The sequence below is a fragment of the Mycobacterium sp. 663a-19 genome (genome assembly GCF_035616495.1).
Classification (GTDB): domain Bacteria; phylum Actinomycetota; class Actinomycetes; order Mycobacteriales; family Mycobacteriaceae; genus Mycobacterium.
The window spans coordinates 834,994-855,633 of record NZ_JAPJAV010000001.1 but is presented as its reverse complement, the minus strand read 5'-3'; the positions used below and the strand labels follow the sequence as shown (position 1 = coordinate 855,633).

Annotated in this window: 20 protein-coding genes; 11 read left to right on the top strand and 9 right to left on the bottom strand. The window is 68.0% G+C overall.

Going from position 1 to position 20,640, the window contains the following annotated elements:
- Positions 1-42 precede the first annotated feature (42 nt).
- From OQ968_RS04215 to OQ968_RS04195, 5 genes are all read left to right on the top strand, one after another.
- On the top strand, positions 43-642 hold the full coding sequence (locus OQ968_RS04215) for a lipid droplet-associated protein (protein ID WP_324674909.1): 600 nt from the start codon (positions 43-45) through the stop codon (positions 640-642).
- A complete protein-coding gene (gene xseA, locus OQ968_RS04210) occupies positions 639-1,901 on the top strand; it encodes an exodeoxyribonuclease VII large subunit (protein ID WP_324674907.1) in 1,263 nt (420 codons plus the stop codon). The genes OQ968_RS04215 and xseA overlap by 4 nt, the downstream gene beginning before the upstream one ends.
- Complete coding sequence (locus OQ968_RS04205) at positions 1,891-2,139, top strand: exodeoxyribonuclease VII small subunit (RefSeq protein WP_324674905.1); 249 nt, start codon at positions 1,891-1,893, stop codon at positions 2,137-2,139. Before xseA ends, OQ968_RS04205 begins: the two co-directional genes overlap by 11 nt.
- 62 nt (positions 2,140-2,201) lie before the next feature.
- A complete protein-coding gene (locus OQ968_RS04200; protein ID WP_324674903.1) occupies positions 2,202-3,305 on the top strand; it encodes an NAD-dependent epimerase/dehydratase family protein in 1,104 nt (367 codons plus the stop codon).
- A gap of 62 nt (positions 3,306-3,367) precedes the next feature.
- Positions 3,368-4,516 carry an AI-2E family transporter gene (locus OQ968_RS04195; protein ID WP_324674901.1) on the top strand — a complete coding sequence of 383 codons (1,149 nt, stop codon included), beginning with the start codon at positions 3,368-3,370 and terminating at the stop codon, positions 4,514-4,516.
- Here the strand turns inward: OQ968_RS04195 and OQ968_RS04190 are convergent, their stop codons facing one another.
- Both OQ968_RS04190 and OQ968_RS04185 read right to left on the bottom strand, forming a co-directional pair.
- Complete coding sequence (locus tag OQ968_RS04190; RefSeq protein WP_324674899.1) at positions 4,517-6,061, bottom strand: carboxylesterase/lipase family protein; 1,545 nt, start codon at positions 6,059-6,061, stop codon at positions 4,517-4,519. It abuts the gene before it with no gap.
- 70 nt (positions 6,062-6,131) lie between these two features.
- Positions 6,132-6,737: a TetR/AcrR family transcriptional regulator gene (locus tag OQ968_RS04185; protein WP_324674897.1), complete on the bottom strand. Its 606-nt coding sequence runs from the start codon at positions 6,735-6,737 to the stop codon at positions 6,132-6,134.
- A gap of 132 nt (positions 6,738-6,869) precedes the next feature.
- Between OQ968_RS04185 and OQ968_RS04180 the strand changes: the two genes are divergently transcribed.
- The 3 genes from OQ968_RS04180 to OQ968_RS04170 are packed head-to-tail and all read left to right on the top strand — an operon-like array spanning position 6,870 to position 9,245.
- The gene (locus OQ968_RS04180) at positions 6,870-8,234 is read left to right on the top strand and encodes an aromatic ring-hydroxylating dioxygenase subunit alpha (protein ID WP_324674896.1); all 1,365 of its coding nucleotides are present in this window, start codon (positions 6,870-6,872) and stop codon (positions 8,232-8,234) included.
- A gap of 16 nt (positions 8,235-8,250) precedes the next feature.
- Positions 8,251-8,775, top strand: a complete 525-nt coding sequence (locus OQ968_RS04175; RefSeq protein ID WP_324674894.1) for a hypothetical protein — start codon at positions 8,251-8,253, stop codon at positions 8,773-8,775.
- Positions 8,772-9,245 (top strand): hypothetical protein, encoded by a 474-nt coding sequence (locus OQ968_RS04170; RefSeq protein WP_324674891.1) that lies wholly within the window; start codon positions 8,772-8,774, stop codon positions 9,243-9,245. The genes OQ968_RS04175 and OQ968_RS04170 overlap by 4 nt, the downstream gene beginning before the upstream one ends.
- 21 nt (positions 9,246-9,266) lie before the next feature.
- On the opposite strand, the gene OQ968_RS04165 is transcribed toward OQ968_RS04170, so the two are convergent.
- A complete protein-coding gene (locus OQ968_RS04165) occupies positions 9,267-10,064 on the bottom strand; it encodes a dienelactone hydrolase family protein (protein WP_324674889.1) in 798 nt (265 codons plus the stop codon).
- Between the two features lie 24 nt (positions 10,065-10,088).
- Positions 10,089-10,751 carry a DUF4245 domain-containing protein gene (locus tag OQ968_RS04160; RefSeq protein ID WP_420715826.1) on the bottom strand — a complete coding sequence of 221 codons (663 nt, stop codon included), beginning with the start codon at positions 10,749-10,751 and terminating at the stop codon, positions 10,089-10,091.
- A gap of 110 nt (positions 10,752-10,861) precedes the next feature.
- On the opposite strand from OQ968_RS04160, the gene glpX reads away from it, so the two are divergent.
- The 3 genes from glpX to OQ968_RS04145 are packed head-to-tail and all read left to right on the top strand — an operon-like array spanning position 10,862 to position 14,336.
- Positions 10,862-11,932, top strand: coding sequence for a class II fructose-bisphosphatase (gene glpX / locus OQ968_RS04155; protein ID WP_324674885.1), 1,071 nt, complete (start codon positions 10,862-10,864; stop codon positions 11,930-11,932).
- A gap of 23 nt (positions 11,933-11,955) precedes the next feature.
- The gene (locus OQ968_RS04150; RefSeq protein ID WP_324674884.1) at positions 11,956-13,371 is read left to right on the top strand and encodes a class II fumarate hydratase; all 1,416 of its coding nucleotides are present in this window, start codon (positions 11,956-11,958) and stop codon (positions 13,369-13,371) included.
- Positions 13,368-14,336 (top strand): hypothetical protein, encoded by a 969-nt coding sequence (locus OQ968_RS04145; protein ID WP_324674882.1) that lies wholly within the window; start codon positions 13,368-13,370, stop codon positions 14,334-14,336. Before OQ968_RS04150 ends, OQ968_RS04145 begins: the two co-directional genes overlap by 4 nt.
- A 16-nt stretch (positions 14,337-14,352) precedes the next feature.
- Here the strand turns inward: OQ968_RS04145 and OQ968_RS04140 are convergent, their stop codons facing one another.
- From OQ968_RS04140 to glyA, 5 genes are all read right to left on the bottom strand, one after another.
- Positions 14,353-15,813, bottom strand: a complete 1,461-nt coding sequence (locus tag OQ968_RS04140; RefSeq protein WP_324675096.1) for an adenylate/guanylate cyclase domain-containing protein — start codon at positions 15,811-15,813, stop codon at positions 14,353-14,355.
- A 55-nt stretch (positions 15,814-15,868) separates the two neighbouring features.
- Entirely contained in the window at positions 15,869-16,744 is an 876-nt protein-coding gene (locus OQ968_RS04135; protein WP_324674880.1) for a polysaccharide deacetylase family protein, read from the bottom strand.
- Between the two features lie 91 nt (positions 16,745-16,835).
- Positions 16,836-18,137, bottom strand: coding sequence for a PhoH family protein (locus tag OQ968_RS04130; RefSeq protein ID WP_324674878.1), 1,302 nt, complete (start codon positions 18,135-18,137; stop codon positions 16,836-16,838).
- Positions 18,138-18,390: 253 nt separating this feature from the next.
- Positions 18,391-19,218 (bottom strand): acyl-ACP desaturase, encoded by an 828-nt coding sequence (locus OQ968_RS04125; protein ID WP_324674876.1) that lies wholly within the window; start codon positions 19,216-19,218, stop codon positions 18,391-18,393.
- Positions 19,219-19,328: 110 nt separating this feature from the next.
- Positions 19,329-20,609, bottom strand: coding sequence for a serine hydroxymethyltransferase (gene glyA / locus OQ968_RS04120; protein ID WP_324675094.1), 1,281 nt, complete (start codon positions 20,607-20,609; stop codon positions 19,329-19,331).
- Positions 20,610-20,640: the final 31 nt, after the last annotated feature.

The following is a 20,640-nucleotide window of genomic DNA, read 5'->3' as shown; positions in this document are numbered from 1 at the left end:
GCGGGCTTGGAGTTATCCGCCGCTGCTGGCAGTCTTGGACCCATGGCCACTGCACCGTACGGAGTTCGGCTTTTGGTCGGCGCGGCGACAGTCGCCGTCGAGGAGACGATGAGGCTGCCGAAGACGATTCTGATGTACCCGATGACGTTAGCCAGCCAGGCCGCGCACCTGGTGATGCGCTTCCAGCAAAACCTGGCCGAGCTGGTGATCAAGGGCGACAGCACGTTGGAATCCATATTTCCGCCCAAGGACGAGAAGCCGGAATGGGCGACGTTCGACGAGGACTTGGGTGAGGACGCCGACGGCGGTCCCGCCGCGGTGCCGGAAGGCGCCGACGTCGATCGCCGCGCCGAGGGGCGGTTCGCCCTGTACTCGGTAAACGACGCACCCGGGGCCGATGCGTCGATGAAGCCCGCCCGGATATCGACGAAGTCACCGGCGGCCGACCCGACGATTCCGGCGCCGGCGGTGGCGGCCGAACTCGACTATCCGACGCTGACGCTGGCCCAACTGCGGGCCCGGCTGCCGTCGCTGGACGTCGACGAGCTCGAAGCGCTGCTGGCCTACGAGCAGGCCACCAAGGCCCGGGCCCCGTTCGAGACGCTGCTCGCCAACAGGATCACCCGCGCGAACGCGAAGTGACCCGAGCGGCGAATTCGGAGCCGAACTCCGCCGAGAACCCCTTCCCGGTGCGCGCCGTGGCGATCCGCGTCGCGGGCTGGATCGACCGGCTGGGCACCGTGTGGGTCGAGGGGCAGCTGGCCCAGATCAACATGAGGCCCGACTCCAAGACCGTGTTCATGGTGCTGCGCGACCCGGCGGCCGACATGTCGCTGACCGTGACGTGCCCGCGCGACCTGGTGCTGGGCGCGCCGGTCAAATTGGCCGAGGGAACGCAGGTGGTGGTGCGCGGCAAGCCTTCGTTCTACACCGGGCGCGGCACGTTCTCGTTGCGGCTCAGCGAGATTCGCGCGGTCGGCGTCGGCGAGCTGCTGGCCCGCATCGAGAGGCTACGCCGGCTGCTGGACGCCGAAGGACTCTTCGACCCGCGGCTGAAACGGCCAATTCCCTTCCTGCCCAACATGATCGGGTTGATCACCGGGCGCGCGAGCGCCGCCGAGCACGACGTGACGACGGTGGCGAGCGCGCGCTGGCCCGCCGCGCGTTTCGCGGTGCGCAACACCGCGGTGCAGGGGCCCAACGCGGTGGCGCAGATCGTCGAGGCGCTTCGCGACCTCGATCGCGACGGTGACGTCGACGTGATCGTGCTGGCCCGCGGCGGCGGCAGCGTCGAGGACCTGCTGCCGTTTTCCGACGAGACGCTGTGCCGCGCGATCGCCGCCTGCCGCACGCCGGTGATCAGCGCGGTCGGTCACGAACCCGACAATCCGCTGTGCGATCTGGTCGCCGACCTGCGGGCCGCCACCCCCACCGACGCGGCCAAGCGGGTGGTGCCGGACACCGCCGCCGAGCAACGGCTGATCGACGAATTGCGGCTGCGCAGCGCGCGGGCCCTGCGCAACTGGGTGTTCCGCGAGCAACGCGCGCTGGCCCAGTTGCGCAGCCGCCCGGTGCTGGCCGAGCCGCTGACGGCCCTGACCGCGCGCGCCGACGAGATCCACCGCGCGCGCTCGGCGGTTCGCCGCGACATCACGCGGCTGATCGGCGCCGAGACCGACCGCGTGGGCCACCTGGCCGCGCGCCTGGCGACGCTGGGCCCGGCGGCCACCCTGGCCCGCGGTTACGCCGTGGTGCAGCGGGTCCCGGCGGACGGGGCGCCCGCGGAACCGGCGCAGGTGCTGCGGTCGGTGCGCGACGCGCCCGCGGGCACCCGGCTGCGGGTGCGGGTTTCCGACGGCGCCGTAACGGCGGTGAGTGAGGGGCTGACCGATGGTCACTAAGCAAGGCGCCGACGAGGGCGGCGGGGTTACGCCTATTAGTCGGCTCGGCTATGAGGCTTGCCGCGACGAGCTGATCGAAGTCGTGCGTCAGCTGGAGCAGGGCGGGCTGGACCTCGATTCATCGCTGAAACTGTGGGAAAGGGGCGAACAGCTGGCAAAAAGGTGTGAGGAACACTTAGCCGGCGCCCGCAAGCGGGTCGAGGACGCGCTCGCCGCCGGCCAGGCCGAGGACGGTTGAGCGCGGCCCTCCGCGAAACCGGTCGCCGAAAATTTCTTCCCAAACTGGAACACGTTTCAGTTATGCTTCGCGCCATGGGTGATCCATCACTGACAACCGAACTCGGTCGCGTCCTGGTTACCGGCGGCTCGGGGTTTGTCGGCGCCAACCTGGTGACCAGCTTGCTCGATCGTGGCTACCAGGTGCGGTCCTTCGACCGCGCGCCCTCGCCGCTGCCGCCGCACCCGCAGCTGGAGGTGTTACCGGGCGACATCACCGACACGACGGTGTGCGCCCGTGCGGTGGACGGGATCGACACCATCTTCCACACCGCGGCGATCATCGAGCTGATGGGCGGCGCGTCGGTCAGCGACGAATACCGGCAGCGCAGCTTCGCGGTCAACGTTGGTGGCACCGAGAACCTGGTGCACGCCGGGCAGGAAGCCGGGGTGAAGCGGTTCGTCTACACGTCGTCCAACAGCGTGGTGATGGGCGGTCAGAACATCGCCGGCGGCGACGAGACGTTGCCCTACACCAGCAGGTTCAACGACCTGTACACCGAGACCAAGGTGGTCGCCGAGCGATTCGTGTTGTCGCAGAACGGCGTTGGCGGCCTGCTGACGTGCGCGATCAGGCCGAGCGGGATCTGGGGCCGCGGCGATCAGACGATGTTCCGCAGGCTGTTCGAGAGCGTGGTCGCCGGCCACGTCAAGGTGTTGATCGGGCGCAAATCGGCCCGGCTGGATAACTCCTACGTGCACAACCTGATTCACGGTTTCATCCTGGCCGCCCAGCATCTGGTGCCCGGCGGGACCGCACCGGGTCAGGCGTACTTCATCAACGACGCCGAGCCGATCAACATGTTCGAATTCGCCCGCCCGGTCATCGAGGCCTGCGGGGAGAACTGGCCCCGAATCCGGGTCAACGGCCCAATGGTGCGCGCGGCGATGACCGGTTGGCAGCGGATGCATTTCCGCTTCGGGATGCCCGCGCCGCTGCTGGAGCCGCTGGCCGTCGAACGGCTGTATCTGGACAACTACTTCTCCATCGACAAGGCACGGCGCGACCTGGGCTATGAGCCCCTGTTCACCACCGAAAAGGCGATGGCGGAATGCCTGCCCTACTACGTGGACATGTTCAAGGAGATGAAGAGCCAGGCACAGGCCGCCAAGGCCGCCGCGGGCTGAGCCGCCGGTGCGCGTGGCGCTAAGGTTCAGCCAACAGCGACGCGGAGGGCGGCCCGGTCCCGATGAACACCGAATTCACGCTCACCCAGAAACGAGCGCTCGCGATCTGCACCCTGGTCGCCGTGTTGTTCGGCGCGTACTTCCTGCGCAACTATTTCGTGCTTATCGTGGTGGCCGCGGTGGGGGCGTACCTGTTCACGCCAATGTTCAACTGGTTCAACAGACGTCTGGGCACCGGCTTGTCGGCCGCCTGCACGCTGTTGTCGGCGCTGGCCATCGTCGGCCTGCCGGTCGGGCTCCTGGTGGTCTTGGCGTTCGTCCAGATTTCCCGCATGATCGACAGCATCTCCGGATGGGTCAAGACGACCGACCTGAGCGGGCTGGGCGCCAAGATCCTGCAAGCGGTCAACGACCTACTGGCCCGGGTTCCGTTCGCGCACACCACGATAACCGCGGAGACGCTCCGGAAGGCGATGGTGACGGTGGGGCGCAACGTGGGCGAATGGGTGCTGCACTTCTTGCAGGGCGCCATCGGCGGCATCGCCGGCGCCGTCGCGTCGGCGATCATCTTCCTGTACGTGTTCGTCGCGCTCCTGGTGAACCGTGAGAAGGTGCGAACGCTGATCGGCCAGCTCAACCCGCTCGGCGACGAGGTCACGGACCTGTACTTGAAGAAGGCCGGAGCGATGGTGCGCGGCACCGTCAGCGGCCAGTTCGTCATAGCGCTGTGCCAGGGCGTCGCCGGCGCCGCGTCCATCTACGTCGCCGGATTCCACCACGGCTTCTTCATCTTCGCGATTCTGCTGACCGCGCTTTCGATCATTCCGCTGGGCGGCGGCATCGTGACCATTCCGTTCGGCATCGGAATGATCTTCTACGGCAACATCGCCGGTGGCGCGTTCGTCGTCCTATGGCATCTGCTGGTGGTCACCAACATCGACAACTTCCTGCGCCCGATCCTGGTTCCCCGCGACGCCCGCCTGAATCCGGCGCTGATGTTGCTCTCGGTGTTCTCCGGTATCGCCATGTTCGGTCCCTGGGGCATCGTCATCGGTCCGGTGCTGATGATCCTGATCGTCACCACCGTCGACGTCTACCTCGCGGTGTACAAAGGCGTCGAACTCGACACGTCCGACGAGCAACCCGCGCGCCGCAGTTGGCTGCCGCTGCGCAAAGCCAAAGCGGGCGCGACACATTCGGTCACCGAATAGTTAGCGGAAGCTCACCATCTCGCTGCCCCAGGCGGCACGGATGCGTCGGTCCACATCGTCTGCCAGGGTGTCGCGCATGTCGATGATCAGGCAGGCGCGATCGCCATCGCGGTAGGCCGTCCAGTCCGGCTCGCCGGCCAGGCCGACGGGCTTGCCGTGGCTGGCGAAGTTGATCCACCTGGTGCGCACCCGTTTCGAGACCGCCTTGGCGGTCTTGGCGCCGCCGAGCTTCAGCGTCGGGTCCTTCGGCGTCCCCAGATTGCCCCAGACGTAAGGTAATTCGGTGGCGTGGGCGGCGCTGGCCAGCAGCACTTTGAGCAGTGGGGTCGCGTAGTCGAACCGGTACAGATGCACCGGCGCCACCCTGCTGTGGCCCTCGGCCAGCCACACCGAGGGCATGCGGAAGCCGACGTCGGTCGCGATGCTCAAAGACCTTGCCTTGCGGCGCATCCGGGAATACGCCGCCACGATCTGCTCCTGGGTGGGCAATTGCAGGTCGGGCTGTTCGGCGGCAATCTGGGTGAACACCGACGTGATCGCGCGCGGGGTGATCGGCATCAGCGGCGAGCGCATCAGCCGGAAAAGCGCCGCCTCATGCTTGTTGGTGCCGATGATCAACGGGATCGGGTGCGAGCGGCCCTGCTGCGCGAGCCTGACCGGGTAATCGCTCAGCAGATCCCCGTCGACGATCGGCACGAACGCGAGCGTGCCCGGGTTGCGGACCGGCACCTCATCGAACACCTTTCGCGACGCGGCCACGATCGCCGCGATCGGCGCGTCGCGCAGCGCAGCCACGTCGGACGGGGCGATCGCGAGCTTGTCGAGGACGCTGACGGCGACGTGGCGGGCCCGTTCGCGGTCGTACACCGATGTGGCGGGCGAGCTCTGGGCGATCGCGCGGGCGAACAGGCCCTCGGCCGCCGGGGCGGCCAGCAGCGTGGTGACGATCCCCGCGCCGGCCGATTCACCGAACAGCGTGACCCGCTGCGGATCTCCCCCGAACGCCGCGATGTTGTCGCGCACCCAGCGCAGCGCAGCGAGCACGTCGTGCAGCCCGATGTTCGAATCGAAGCGGCACCGCGCGGTGCCGAAGGAAGACAAGTCGAGAAAGCCCAGCGCCCCGAGCCGGTAGTTGATCGTCACCACGACCACCTCGCCGCCGCTGACCAACCGCCGGCCGTCGTAGAGGGGCTGGCCGCCGGATCCCAGGACGTAGGCGCCGCCGTGTAGCCACACCATCACCGGCTTGGCGTCGCCGGGCTCGGTGTCCGCCGACGCCCAGACGTTGAGCCGCAGGCAGTCTTCGCCCTGCGGCGCACCGAGGTCGATGGGCATGTTGGGGAAGACCGGTTGGGGGCAGGCGGGCCCGTAGGCGGTGGTCTCGGCGACCTCCGCCCACGGTTCGGGTGGTTCCGGTAGCCGGAAGCGCAGGTCGCCGACGGGCGGCGCGGCGTACCGGATGCCCTTCCACGTCCTGACCTCACCGTCGTCGGCGCCGCGGACGGGACCGAAAACGGTTTCGACCACCCGCTCGTCGATCGTCATGCGCCTGGAAACTCCTCATTCCGTGCTTTGGCCCAGGTTAGCGACCTCTCGGCTACTTGAAAGGCGGGCGCTACGACTCCGATGGAGGATTGATGCTGGTCACGACCAGCTGCAGATACGGGTGGTAGAGGTCTTCCCCGTCGAGGTGACTGCCGAGGGTGATGCCGTCGTTGACCGCGAGAATCACCCGAGCGAGGGTCGCGGCCGGGATCGTCAGCGTGGCGCCGAGCCGAGCGACGTTCTTGCTGATGAAGTCGGCCAGCGATCGGATGATCTCGAGTCGCTGCTCGGCGAGCCGTTCGCGCGCTTCGGGATTTCTCAGCAGGAACAGGGTGAATTCGTATCCCAGCGCCGCGCGGTCGGTGCTACTGCTCATTTGGCGCCAGCGGTTGGCGAGCTCATCGAGGTTGATGTCGCTGAGGCGATGAAACGACTCGATGGTATCGGTGAAACCATCAAGGAATCGCTGCCTTTGGCGTTCGACGACCGCCAGGAAAAGCTCTTCCTTCGCGCCGAAGTGCGAGTAGATCGCTCCCCTTGTATATCCGGCGGCGTCCGCGATGTCTTCCAACGCCGCTGCGGGCAGTCCCCTCCGCGCGAAGACTTCCTCGGCGGCGTCCAACAACAGGTTTCGCGTGTGCTCGAGACGTCGCTCCCGGGTCCACCGTTGCGGCACGGCCTCAATCCTCGCACAGAACCCACGCGGCCCAGCCGCGCGGGACCCAACAAAAATACACTCTTGCATAAAATATACATCCATGTATTCTAGTGACTGCCATCACTCAACCCCCGCTAGGGAGCACACCAATTGACTCGAGCACTACGCCCAGGGGAGTGGGTCCAGCCGGAGTCGGGACTGGGCCTCGGCCTTGCGGATATCGGTCGTGAGACCTTCAACATGCGAATCCCGACGGATCGCTACACCTCCCGCGAGTACGCTCGGCTCGAACGAGACCGAATCTGGATGCGCGTCTGGCAAATTGCTGGCCGCGTCGACGAACTGCCCAATGCCGGCGACTGGAAGCAGTACCGGATCCTCGACCAGTCGTTCATCATTGTTCGCGGCAAAGACAAAGCACTACGTGGCTTCGTCAACGCCTGCCGGCACCGCGGAAACATCCTGTGCAGCACCCCGAACGGGAACGCGAAACGGGGGTTCCTGTGTCAGTACCACCTGTGGTCCTACGACCTGGAAGGCAGGCTGCGCGGGATGCTGCGGGAGAATCTCGCCGGTCCGATCGACAAGAGCGAAAACTCACTGCTGCAGGTTCCGGTAGACACCTTGGGCGGGTTCATCTTCCTCAACCCGGATCCGGACGCGCGGCCGCTTGCCGAGTTCCTGGGTCCGGAGGTCGTGGAACTCCTTGCTCCGTACCACCTCGACGAGATGGTCACCGTGATGGACGTTCGGGAGCCGTTGGAGTGCAACTGGAAAGTCGTCATGGACGCCTTCGAGGAGGGCTACCACATCAACGGCATCCACCCCCAGCTGCTGAGCGTGCTCGCGATCGATCCGACGACTTCGCGGTACCGATTCTTCGAGAACCACAGCGCGGCGGTTGCTCCGTTCGAGGTGAAGGGTGCCAGCGCCGATAAGCAGGTGGAGGGCATCTTGAACCTGCCGGACACCTTCCCGTCCACCGTCACAGTGATTCCGCGTTTTCTGGAATTGGTCGCGAAATACCGTGCGAACGACGGCTCGGTTGAGTTCCCCGAGGGCGTGACCGCTCGCAAGCTGCTTCAGCGGGCCACCCGCGACACGCTGACGGGTATGGGTTTGGACGTCGATGGGCTCACCGACGACCAAATGAGCGACAACCAAGGCTGGGTGCTGTTCCCGAACTACTTCATGACCATCCGGGCGGGCGAATGCCACGTCATCATGGCCGCGCCGCACCCCGACGGCGATGCGAACCGGTGCATATGGCATGTCAGCAGCTACATGTATCTGCCGCCGGAGCATCGTGACGCGTTCCGGGTGCCGCTGACGGAGGTCGACGAGCCCGGCAGCTACAAGTATTTCGAAGCCCTGCAACAGGATTACGAGCAGATGCCGCGCCAACAACTGGGGTTGCGCAACGGTCGGCTCGACCACATGTCTTTGGTGAAAGAGGAAGTGGTCATCGGCCATTACCACTCTGTCGTGGATCGCTACATGGCCAATGGTGCTTGAACCGGTAGGGAGCGCAGTGAACATCGACGAACGCATTGCCCACCACCGCCGGATGGCCGAGGCCTACCGCGACGCCTATCTGCGTCAGGGAATCCAGAATGGCGAGGCATTCGCCGACGCGTGGAGATTCGCCGACGACGGCGTGTACGTTTCGCCGTACTTCACCGGCGACGAAGTGTTCAAATTCAGTGAGTTCCCCGAAGACACCGCGCGAGCTTCGACGCTGGAGGCCAAGGCCTACTCACTGACCTTTCCAGACTGGAAGCCCGCCGGTTTCAAATACTGGCCGGCCGAGAACGGGGTCGTCATGAAGACACGGTGGCAAGGTCACACCAAGGACGGCGTCGAGATGGGTTTCTACTCCTACAGTTTCATCGAGACCAACGATGACGGCGAGTTGATCCGCTGGGAGACGCACGTCAACGACGAGTACAGCGCGTTCCTGGACGTGGCCATCGGTGTCCACGGTCCCTTCCACGGCACCCGCGAGTATGTCGAGATGCTCGAACGTCGCCTGGCGGAGGCCGGGGTTTCGGCGTGACGGCGTTGCCGAACGTCGAGCAGGTCATCGGCAACCACACGGGACGTGCACGAACGGTGCTGGAATACAGCCTTGTCGTCAAGCATCTTGTCGGCGAAGCGAAGAAGCCCGGCTTCTCGGTAGGCGGTTGGGGGCCGCTGGCGGAGCTGGTCGCCGTCGACAAGTTCGAGCGGGTGGGCGCCTTCAAGGAGGTGATGGATTGGCCGCAGTACGTCGAGTTCCTCACCAGCTGGGCGACATCGTCGGAATGGGGGTGCTCCTTCAAACGAGTCACCGAAGCCGCGGGCCTGGTATTTCTCGAACTCGAGGAGCGCAGCACCGTCGGTGATTTCACCAGTATCGTCAACTCCTTGTCGGTGTACGAGTTCACCGACGAAGGCAGGATCCGCCACATCGACCTCTATCTCCAGATGACACCGCCGCAACCGGAGTTGCTCAAAAGCTTTGCTGGAGTGGAACTCTCGCAGTGAAGCGAGCCAAAGGGTTGCCTGCTAGCTGAGCCGCTGGGTCAGGAATTCGACTACTCGCTTGCGGGCCTCGTAAGCGGGGTGACCGTCGACCTCGCGGACCTCGTCGGTCAGTACCGAATGCGCACCCTTGGCGAAACCGCCCTCGTTGCCTGGGCCCGAGTCGATCTCGATGACCTCGAACGCGTCGCCGAGCCGCTCCTTGAGCGCCGCGAACCGTTCGCGCGGCACGACCCTGTCCTCGCTGAACCGCAGGCCCATCGCGCACAGGCCGTCGTTGGCGCAGCGATCGGCGACGGTGGCCAGCTCGGCCTCGCTGAGCCCCGGGTCGGCGCGTCGCGCGCGGCCGAGCGGCAGCGGCACCGACGGCTGGGACAGCACCGGGGCGAGCACGCTGTCGTCGACCGCGGCGGCCAGCGCGAAGCCCCCGGTGAAGCACTGGCCGATCACGCCGACGCCGTTGCCCGGTGTCGACGCGTTGAGGTCGCGGGCCAGCGCGCGCAGGAACAACGACACCGGCCGCTGCTTGTTGGTGGCGAACGCCGCGAATTCCCTTGCGACGCAGGCCCGCGCGATCGTGGTGAAGATGTAGCCGCCCGTCGCCGGCTTGCCCGGCTCACCGAACAGCGACGGGATCGCGACGGTGAACCCGTTGTCCACCAGGTGATTACCCAGGGCCAGCACACCGGGATGGATGCCGGGTATCTCGGGAATCAGCAGCACCCCGGGCCCGGAGCCCTTGCGGTAGACGTCATGGGTGTAGCCACCACCGGTGAACGGTGACGCGGACCAGCCGGACAGGTCGGCTTCGGGTGCGGTCACGCGGGTCCTTTCTGTTCGGGCCTGCTATCGAGTCGGCAGCGGCGGCTGGGATTGGGTCGCCGCGGCCAGCGTACGAAACTGGTCGGCGCTTCCGGCGCCGGTGATCGCCAGCTGGGTGGCGCCGGCCGGGGCGGTGAGGCGGGTGGTCCACACCGGCTCGGCGTCCGCGCCGCTCTCGCCGGCGCCTTGATAGACGACCCAGCGCGTGCCGGAGACGTCGACGGCTCCGGTCGGATACGCGGCCCGGTGGATCGAGCCGACCAGCTTGTCCTCGTCGGCGTTGCTCTGGGTCAGGCTCAGATACATCCCGGTCGGGCTGAGGTATCCGACGGTCGACGTCGCCGCGTCCAGCCGTCGGCCGGTCGACGGGTCGATTCGCCCGTTCTGGATGCCGCCGCGGCCGCCGGAGTTGGGCTGCCAGCCCGCGGGCAACTGCGGCAGCCGGATCGGGAACCCGAGCGTCTGCGCATCCGCCCGCAATGCCGCCGCCGCGTCGTAGGACGGGACCGTCCCCCGGTTCGTCCCGCCCGGCTGGAACGAACACATCCCGACCAGGCCCGCCAGCAGGATGCAGCCCAGGACCAGCGGCGCCAGCGACCAGAACATGTCGCGGCCGTCCTGCAGCAACCGCGGTTTGGCCGGCCTGGGAACGGGGCCGGCAACAGGCCCTGCGGCGGGGCCGGCCACGTCGGCGCTGGGCTGCGGCTCCTCGGTCACCCTGTGAGTATCCCAGCCGGTCGTGGACAGCCGCAGCCCAGCTCCAGGGGGCCGATTCGTTTCTGGGACAATCAGCAACCATGACAGTTCAGGGCGAACGCTCGACGGGATCCGGGGCCTCGCAGTCGCGGCCACGCGGCGAAGCGCCGGACCGCAACCTGGCCATGGAACTGGTGCGGGTGACCGAGGCCGGCGCCATGGCCGCCGGCCGCTGGGTCGGCCGTGGCGACAAGGAGGGCGGCGACGGCGCCGCGGTCGACGCGATACGCGAACTGGTCAACACGGTGTCGATGCGCGGCGTGGTGGTCATCGGCGAGGGCGAGAAGGACCAGGCCCCGATGCTCTACAACGGCGAGGAGGTCGGTAACGGCGACGGCCCGGAGTGCGACTTCGCCGTCGACCCCGTCGACGGCACCACGTTGATGAGCAAGGGCATGCCCAACGCCATCTCGGTGCTGGCGGTCGCCGATCGCGGGGCGATGTTCGACCCGTCGGCGGTCTTCTACATGAACAAGATCGCCGTGGGGCCCGAGGCCGCGCACGTGCTGGACATCACCGCGCCGATCGCGGAGAACATCCGCGCCGTCGCCAAGGTCAAGGCGTTGTCGGTGCGCGACATGACCGTGTGCATCCTGGACCGGCCGCGGCACGCCCAGCTGATCAAGGACGTGCGGGACACCGGCGCCCGGATCCGGCTGATCACCGACGGCGACGTCGCGGGGGCGATCTCCGCGTGCCGGCCGGAGTCGGGCACCGACATGCTCGCCGGCATCGGCGGCACCCCGGAGGGCATCATCGCCGCCGCGGCGATCCGCTGCATGGGCGGCGCGATCCAGGCGCAGCTGGCGCCCAAGGACGAGGCCGAACGCCGCAAGGCGCTCGACGCCGGCTACGACCTGGATCAGATCTTGACCACCGAGGACCTGGTGTCCGGCGAGAACGTCTTCTTCTGCGCCACCGGGGTCACCGAGGGCGACCTGCTCAAGGCCGTCCGCTATTACCCCGGCGGCTGCACCACCCAGTCGATCGTGATGCGCTCGAAGTCGGGCACCGTCCGGCTGATCGAGGCCTACCACCGGCTCTCCAAGCTCAACGAATACTCCGCGATCGACTTCACCGGCGACAGCTCCGCCGCCTACCCCCTGCCCTGACGACCATCGAGGACTCCCATTCCATGACGGACACCGAATACCGCATCGAGCACGACACCATGGGGGAGGTCCGGGTACCCGCAAAGGCGTTGTGGCGGGCCCAAACTCAGCGCGCGGTGGAAAACTTCCCGATCTCGGGCCGCGGCCTGGAGCGCACCCAGATCCGCGCGCTGGGCCTGCTGAAGGGGGCCTGCGCGACGGTAAACCGGGACCTGGGCCTGCTGGCACCGGAGAAGGCGGACGCTATCATCGCCGCGGCGGCCGAGATCGCCGACGGCAAGCACGATGACCAGTTCCCCATCGACGTCTTCCAGACCGGCTCGGGCACAAGTTCCAACATGAACACCAACGAGGTGATCGCGTCCATCGCCGCGGCCAACGGCGTCACGGTGCACCCCAACGACGACGTGAACATGTCCCAGTCGTCCAACGACACCTTCCCGACCGCGACCCACATCGCGGCCACCGAGGCCGCGGTGCGTCACCTGATTCCGGCGCTCGAGGTGCTGCGCGACGCCCTGGCGGCAAAGGCCGGCGAGTGGCGCACGGTGGTCAAGTCCGGCCGCACCCACCTGATGGACGCGGTGCCGGTCACGCTCGGCCAGGAATTCAGCGGATACGCCCGCCAGATCGAGGCAGGCATCGAGCGGGTGCGCGCCACGCTGCCGCGCCTGGGTGAGCTGGCGATCGGCGGGACCGCGGTGGGCACCGGCCTCAACGCGCCCGACGGCTTCGGCGCTAAGGTCGTCGAGGCGCTGATCGACAAGACGGGCCTGAGCGAATTACGCACCGCGGCAAACTCTTTCGAGGCCCAGGCCGCCCGCGACGGGCTGGTGGAGGCCTCCGGGGCGCTGCGCACCATCGCGGTGTCGCTGACCAAGATCGCCAACGACATCCGCTGGATGGGTTCCGGCCCGCTGACCGGCCTGGCCGAGATCCAGCTGCCGGACCTGCAGCCGGGCAGCTCGATCATGCCGGGCAAGGTGAATCCCGTTCTGCCCGAAGCGGTTACACAGGTCGCCGCCCAGGTGATCGGCAACGACGCCGCGGTCGCCTGGGGCGGCGCGAACGGCGCCTTCGAGCTCAACGTCTACATCCCGATGATGGCCCGCAACATCCTGGAGTCCTTCAAGCTGCTGACCAACGTGTCGGAGCTGTTCGCCCAGCGCTGTATCACCGGGCTGTCCGCCAACGTCGAGCACCTGCGTGAGCTGGCCGAATCGTCGCCGTCGATCGTGACGCCGCTGAATTCGGCCATCGGCTACGAGGAGGCCGCAGCGGTGGCCAAGGAAGCGCTCAAGGAGCGCAAGACGATTCGTCAAACCGTCATCGACCGCGGCCTGATCGGCGACAAGTTGTCGCTCGAGGAGTTGGACCGCCGGCTCGACGTCTTGGCGATGGCCCGCGTACACGACGACGCCGAGCCGGAGCAGCGATGACGACACCCCCGGGTGGCCCCTACGGCCAGGACCCCTACGGAACCAATCCGTATGGGCAGGAACCGCATTGGGGCGGCCAGCCGCAGGGCACCCCGTACCCCTACCAGCAGGGCGGCCCCTACCCGTACCCGCCACCCGGCCAGTACCCCGGTCCGTACCCGCCCCAGCAGTACCACCCGCCCGGCCAGCAGATTCCCCCCGGCTGGCCGGGCGGGCCCTACCCGCCGGGACCACCGCCGAAGGGGCCGGGTTCGAAGGCGCCGTGGCTGATCGTCGGCGCCCTCGCGGTGCTGGGCGTGATCGCGCTGGTGGTGACGCTGATTGTCGTGTTCAGCGGCAACGGGAACAAGTCCACCAACGCGACCCCGCCGGGGCCGTCGGTGTCCACGAGCGCCCCGACCTCGCAGCCCAACGGCTCCGGGCAGACCGCGACCGACTGCACCCCCAACGTGTCCGGCGGTGACAAGCCCGCGGGCGGCGCCCCGGTCAGTGCGGGCAAGCTGTCGTTCCCGACGACCGCGGCACCCGGATGGATGCCGTTCTCCGACGACCAGACCCCGAACCTCATCGGCGCGGTCGGCCTCGCCCAGGAGGTGCCCGGCGCCAGCCAGTGGGTCATGCAGGCCGAGGTCGCCGTCACCAACTTCGTCAGCAGCATGGACGTCGGCGCGCAGGCATCGAAGCTGATGCAGTGCGTGGCCAACGGGCCCGGCTACTCGAACGCGTCACCCACCCTGGGCCCGACGAAGACGTCGTCGATCACGGTAGACGGGACCAAGGCCGCGCGGGTGGACGCCGACGTCACGATCGCCGACCCCTCCCGCAACGTGAAGGGCGACTCCGTCACCATCATCGCGGTCGACACCAAACCGGTCACCGTCTTCCTGGGCGCGACACCCATCGGCGATGCGGCGTCGGCGGCCACGCTCAGCCAGGTCATCTCGGCGCTCAAGGTGTCGAAGTGACACCCGCCGCGGGGGCCTAGCCGGGGCCCGCCGGCGCCGAGACGTGGGTGGCCTCGGAGCGTCCGCGCAGCACGGTGGAATAGCACTCGGCCCAGTGCGCCCGCTCGGCCTCGCCGGCGCGGTCGATGGCGCCCGCCGAGCACAGGATTCGCCGGTCGGTCGTCTTGGCCAGGTCGGCCAGCCGGGCGGCCTCGTTGACGGCGTCCCCGATAACCGTGTATTCATAACGGTTTTCGGCTCCGATGTTGCCGGCGAAGACCCGGCCCGCGGAGACGCCGATGCCGAAATCGACCACGGGCAGCCGGCGCAGCTGCATGCCCAGCGCGCGCGCCGTCGCCAGCGCCGCCGATGCCGGCTCGCTGGTCCGCAACGGCGCCCCGAAGACGGCCAGGGCCGCGTCGCCCGCGAATTTGTTGATCAGCCCGCTGTGTTCGTCGACGGCTTCGACGACGATCCGGAAGAAGTCGTTGAGCACCGCGGCAACCTCTTGCGGGGGGCGGCTTTCCGCGAGCTGCGTGGAACCGACCAGGTCGATGAAGAGCACCGCCGCCTCGACCACGTCCCCCGACAGCGAGGCGCCCTCCTCGATGGCGCGCTGGGCGACGTCGGTTCCGACGTGGCGCCCGAACAGGTCGCGCAGCCGGTCCCGCTCGGCGAGGCCGGCCACCATCCGGTTGAATCCCGTTTGCAGACGCCCGATTTGGGAGCGCTCATAGGCGCCCACATAGGTGTCGATGTGGCCGTGCTCGACCTCCGCCATCGCGTCGGCGACCTCGGACAGCGGATCGGCGATCGATCGCGACGTCAGGATCATCGTCGGCAGCCCGAGCAGCAGCGCCGCCAGCGACACCACCAGGACGGGCACGTCCAGCGACGCGGACTTCTGGATGAGCCAGCCGTATGAGCGCAGGACCACCAGGGTCGCGATCACCCCGATGGGCAGCGCGCTGCACAGGAACCACAGCAGAACCAGCCGCGCGAACACGCCGGGCACCGCCAGCCGCGGCTCGGCACGCAGCGTGGCCGCGGTCATGATGGGGCGCAAGGTGCGCTGGGCGAGCAGCATCCCCATGCCGGCGGCGGCCGGTCCGCCGAACAGCACGCCGAGCAGAATGGGCAGCAAAAACCTCGACCCGCCAGCAAGATTCAGCAGCGCGAAGATCGCCCCGGCCGCGGCCCAGGCCAGCAACAGGATTACCGACTGGCGGCCGGCCAGCTTCATCGCCGCTTCCCGCTGCTCCTGCGTCGGATCAGCCCCGGCGGCATACCAGCGCAGTGTGGGTGCCAGGCTCACCACGCCGGCCACCGCGACGCCGACGACCCCGAGCGCGACGAGCACGATGACCGTCGTGGTGTTCTTCTGCGCGAAGTCGGCGTCCACCGCGGCGGACGTGTGGCCCCGCAGCGGGATCAGGATGGCGGCCGCGTCGATGGCGGCGATGATGTAGGCCGCAGCGAGGTCGATCCCGTATTGAATCGATAACCTGCGGGCGCTTTTTCGTCGCCCGGTGCTCGCCGAGTCCGCGTTTCGGCTAGGCACCGTTGTTCGGCCCGCCGGAGTTCTGGTCGGGTATGTCGGTGATCGGGAAGTTGGGCATCGGCTTGGGCGAGGGGGTGTTGGGCAGCGCCGGGATCTCGCCGGCCGGGATGTCGTGGAGCTGGTTGGCGGCCGGACCGTTTTCCCGGCCGCCGTAGCTGCTGCCCGGGGCCCGCGGCCCGAGCAGGTCGCTGACCGTCACCAGCCGGTAGCCGTTGGCCTTGAGCACCGGGATGAACTGGTATACCAGGTCGACTGTGCTCGAGTAGGTGTCATGGAACAACACCACCGAGCCCGGCTTGATGTAGGTCATCAGCATGTACCGGGTCGCCGCCGTGTTCGAGTCGTTCGCCCAATCGAAAGGGATGACGTCCCAAAGGATTTCGGCGAGCCCGAACTTGGCCGCGGTCTGGCGGACCGCTTCGGTGGACAGCCCGCCGGCCGGGCGGTACAGGGTTGGGGCGCGCCCGGTCGCGGCGGCGATCGCTTCGTTGGCCCTGGAGAACTGCCCGGCGACGTCTTCGGCGGGGATCGTCGTCATGTTGGGGTGCTCCCAGGTGTGGTTGCCGATCTCCATGCCAGCGTCGGCGATGCGCTTGGCGCCGGCCGGGTTGGCCGCCACCTTGTTGCCGATCAGGAAGAAGGTGGCCTTCGCGTCGTTGTCCTTCAGGATTTGCAGCAGCCGGTCGTCGAACGGGCTCGGCCCGTCGTCGAACGTCAGCGCGACGCACTTGACCACCGAGCAGCTCAGGTTGTCGGCGCGCGTCACGTGGCCGGTGAGGCCGCCGATCACCAGGACCGCGCCGGCCGCCACCACACCCAAAACGGTCCGCCAGTAGCGCCAGGCCTGGCTGTCGGGTCGTTTCGCCACGGTAAAAGCGTACTCACCGCGAGACTGCAACTAGCGACGCATATCGCGAGTGGACCCGTCGTGGAATACAGTTTCGCGGCGAGAAAGCCCGTCAGTGCGGGCCGGCGATCTCCTCGAGCATCTCGGTGACCAGCGCGGCGATCGGCGACCGCTCGCTGCGGAGCAGGGTGATGTGGGCGAACAGCGGGTGGCCTTTGAGCTTCTCGATCACGGCCGCCACCCCGTCGTGCCGGCCGACCCGCAGGTTGTCGCGCTGGGCGATGTCATGAGTCAGCACCACCCGCGATCCGGCGCCCAGTCGGGACAGCACGGTGAGCAAGACGTTGCGCTCCAGCGACTGCGCCTCGTCGACGATGACGAACGAGTCGTGCAGCGAGCGGCCGCGGATGTGGGTCAGCGGCAGCACCTCGAGCATGCCCCGGGACAGCACCTCCTCCAGCACCGCCGGGCTGGCCAGGCCCTCGAGGGTGTCGAAGACCGCCTGCGCCCACGGGCCCATCTTTTCGCTCTCGCTGCCGGGCAAGTAGCCCAGCTCCTGCCCGCCGACGGCATACAGCGGGCGGAAAACCACCACCTTGCGGTGGGTGCGGCGTTCCAGCACCGCCTCGAGGCCCGCACACAGCGCCAGCGCCGACTTCCCGGTTCCGGCCTTGCCGCCCAGCGACACGATGCCCACCGACTCGTCGAGCAGCATGTCGAGCGCGACCCGCTGCTCGGCGGAGCGGCCGCGCAGCCCGAACACCTCGCGGTCGCCGCGGACCAGCTGGACACGCTTGGCCGGTGTGACCCTGCCCAGCGCATGGGAGCTGCCGCCGAGCAGCCGAATCCCGGTGTGGCAGGGCAGGTCCCGCGCTTCGGCCAGGTCGATCTCGCCCTCGGCGAACAACGCGTCGATGTCCTCGGCCGCGGTCTCGAGCTCGTGCATCCCCGACCATCCGGAGACGATGACGTCCTGCGCGTGGTATTCGTCGGCGGCCAGGCCCACCGCCGCGGCCTTGACCCGCAGCGGAATGTCCTTGCTGACCAACGTGACTCGCCTGCCCTCGGCGGCGAGGTTGGCCGCGCAGCTCAGGATGCGGGAGTCGTTGCTGTCGGTGCGGAATCCGGCGGGGAGCACCGCCGGGTCCGTGTGGTTGAGCTCGACGTGTAGCGTACCGCCTTGTGCCCCAACGGGAATGGGCTGATCCAACCGGCCGTGCTCCAGGCGAAGATCGTCGAACAGGCGCAACGCCTGACGGGCGAACCACCCCAGCTCGTGGTGGTGGCGTTTGGCCTCCAGCTCGCTGATCACCACCAGCGGGACCACCACCTCGTGCTCGGCGAACCGACTGCACGCCCACGGGTCGGACAGCAGCACGGACGTATCGATCACATAGGTCCGGGTATCGGTCACGAAGCGCTCCTCGAGCGGGGTGAGCCCGCGCGGGCCCGCGCGGGCATGTCGGCGGGAAACACGGCACCAGGACCGGGGCCGGTCCTGCCGTAGTCGTGACGGAAGGTGCCGCCCTGGCAGCAGATTTTGTCGCTGGCCATCGAGAAACGACGCTACTCTCGTGGCCGCTGGTGCGCCGCGCAGGCGCGCCGAAACGGGCGGCGCGGGCCGCGCGGTCGAGCCGCGAAATGTGCGCCGGTGGGCGAAGGTTGGGTCAGCCGATCACGAACTGTTTCAGCGCGGGCTCGTCGGCCACGCCCCACGCGGTGATGCGATCCGAAATCGCCTGCCGCAGCTCGGCCGGGCCGAAAATGCCCGCGTCGGCGACGTTGCGCACCTTGTCCTGGTACGCGTCGATGTCGGCGCCGACGACCTGGAGATCCGCCGCGCGGGCGGCGATGGCGGCGATCGTCTCGTCGCGGGTGTATTCGAGGCAGTGCGCGACGAGCTTGGCGAAGATCTCCTCGTGGCGCGTCTCGTCGCGGGCGATCCGGTCGATGAGCCCGGCCAGCACGGGCTCCTCGATCTGCGCGGCGAGGTTGCGGCAGAAGACGGCCTGGTTGCGCTCGGTGAACGCCATGTACACCAGGGTTTCGACCTGCGTGTACATGTCGCCGCGGTAGCCTTTCATCACGTGCTGGACGCGGGCCTCCTCGTTGGCGGTGGGGTCGACCTCGCGGGTCACCACCAGGTATTCACGCAGCGCGATGGCGTGCAGGTGCTCCTCGGCGGTCCACCGGCCCAGCCAGCGGCCCCACCACTCCTCGAGGATGAAGTGCTCGACGAGCTCGCGGTGGCGGGCGGCGAGGTTGTCCTTCAGCAGCAGCAGGATCTCGCAGGCGTCCGTGACGGTCCGGGGCAGCGTCGTCTCGGACGGGTCCCAGTCGTGCCCGCCCAGGAAGGCGAAGTTTTCGCCCTGGTCGAACGGCACGTAGTCGTGAGCGAACCAGAGTTCCTCGGTGTTGAGGTGGTGGTCCATGAGCTGTTCGACCACCGGCTCCAGCTCCAGGGTCAGCGCGTTGGGAACAGGTTTCTGTGCCATGCGGTTACTGTAACCCGCGTACACAGGTTCCGTAAAATCCTTGCCGCGTGTCGTCGCCGAATGGTGACCTTGGTCCTCTTGGCGGTCCTTTGACGGTCCTTCGGCCGTGGCTAACGGTCGACCAGGGTCCAGTCCTCGAGTCCCTCATACAGCGGAAACTCGCTGGTCAGCTGCGTCACCCGGTGTCGCAGCGAGGGCAGATCGGCCGCGCTTCCCGCCGCCAGCGCGGTGGCGATGATGTCGGCGACCTCGGTGAACTCGGCGTCGCCGAAACCGCGGGTGGCCAGGGCCGGGGTGCCGACGCGCAGGCCGGAGGTCACCATCGGCGGCCGCGGGTCGTTGGGGACGGCGTTGCGGTTCACGGTGATGCCGATTTCGTCGAGCAGGTCCTCGGCGGCCTTGCCGTCCAGCGCGGAGTCGCGCAGGTCCACCAGCACCAGGTGGACGTCGGTGCCGCCGCTGACCACCGAGACACCGGACTTGGCGACGTCGGCGGCCAGCAGGCGCTCGGCGATGATCCGGGCGCCGGAGAGCGTGCGCCGCTGCCGGTCGGCGAACTCGGGCGTGCCGGCGATCTTGAGCGCGACCGCCTTGCCCGCGATGACGTGCATGAGCGGGCCGCCCTGCTGGCCGGGAAACACCGCCGAGTTGACGATCTTGGCGTACTCCTGCTTGCCCAGGATCATCCCGGACCGGGCGCCGCCGAGCGTCTTGTGCACGGTCGTGGACACCACATCCGCGTGCGGCACCGGGTTCGGGTGCAGGCCCGCGGCCACCAGACCGGCGAAGTGCGCCATGTCCACCCACAGCTTGGCGTCGACCTCGTCGGCGATCGACCGGAACGCCGCGAAGTCGAGGATGCGCGGGTAGGCCGACCAGCCGGCGATGATCACCTTGGGCCGGAATTCGAGCGCCTTGGACCGGACCGCGTCCATGTCGATCAGATGCGTCGTCGGGTCCACGCCGTAAAAACCGACGTCATAGAGCTTGCCGGAGAAGTTGAGCTTCATGCCGTGCGTCAGGTGGCCGCCGTTGGCCAGGTCCAGGCCCAGCAGCCGCTCCCCCGGCGTCATGAGCGCGTGCAGTATGGCCTCGTTCGCCTGGGCGCCCGAATGCGGCTGGACGTTGGCGAACTCGGCGCCGAACAGCGCCTTGGCCCGGTCGCGGGCGATGTTCTCCACGACGTCGACGTGCTCGCAACCGCCGTAGTAGCGCCGCCCCGGGAGACCCTCGGCGTATTTGTTGGTCAGCACGCTGCCCTGGGCCTGCAGCACCGAGCGCGGCGCGAAGTTCTCCGAGGCGATCATCTCCAGCGTGTCGCGTTGCCGGTGGAGTTCCTTGTCCAGCAACTCGGCGATGTCGGGGTCGACTTCGGCGAGGGGTGCCGACATCAGGGAGGCGGTACGGGCGTCGGGTGCGGCG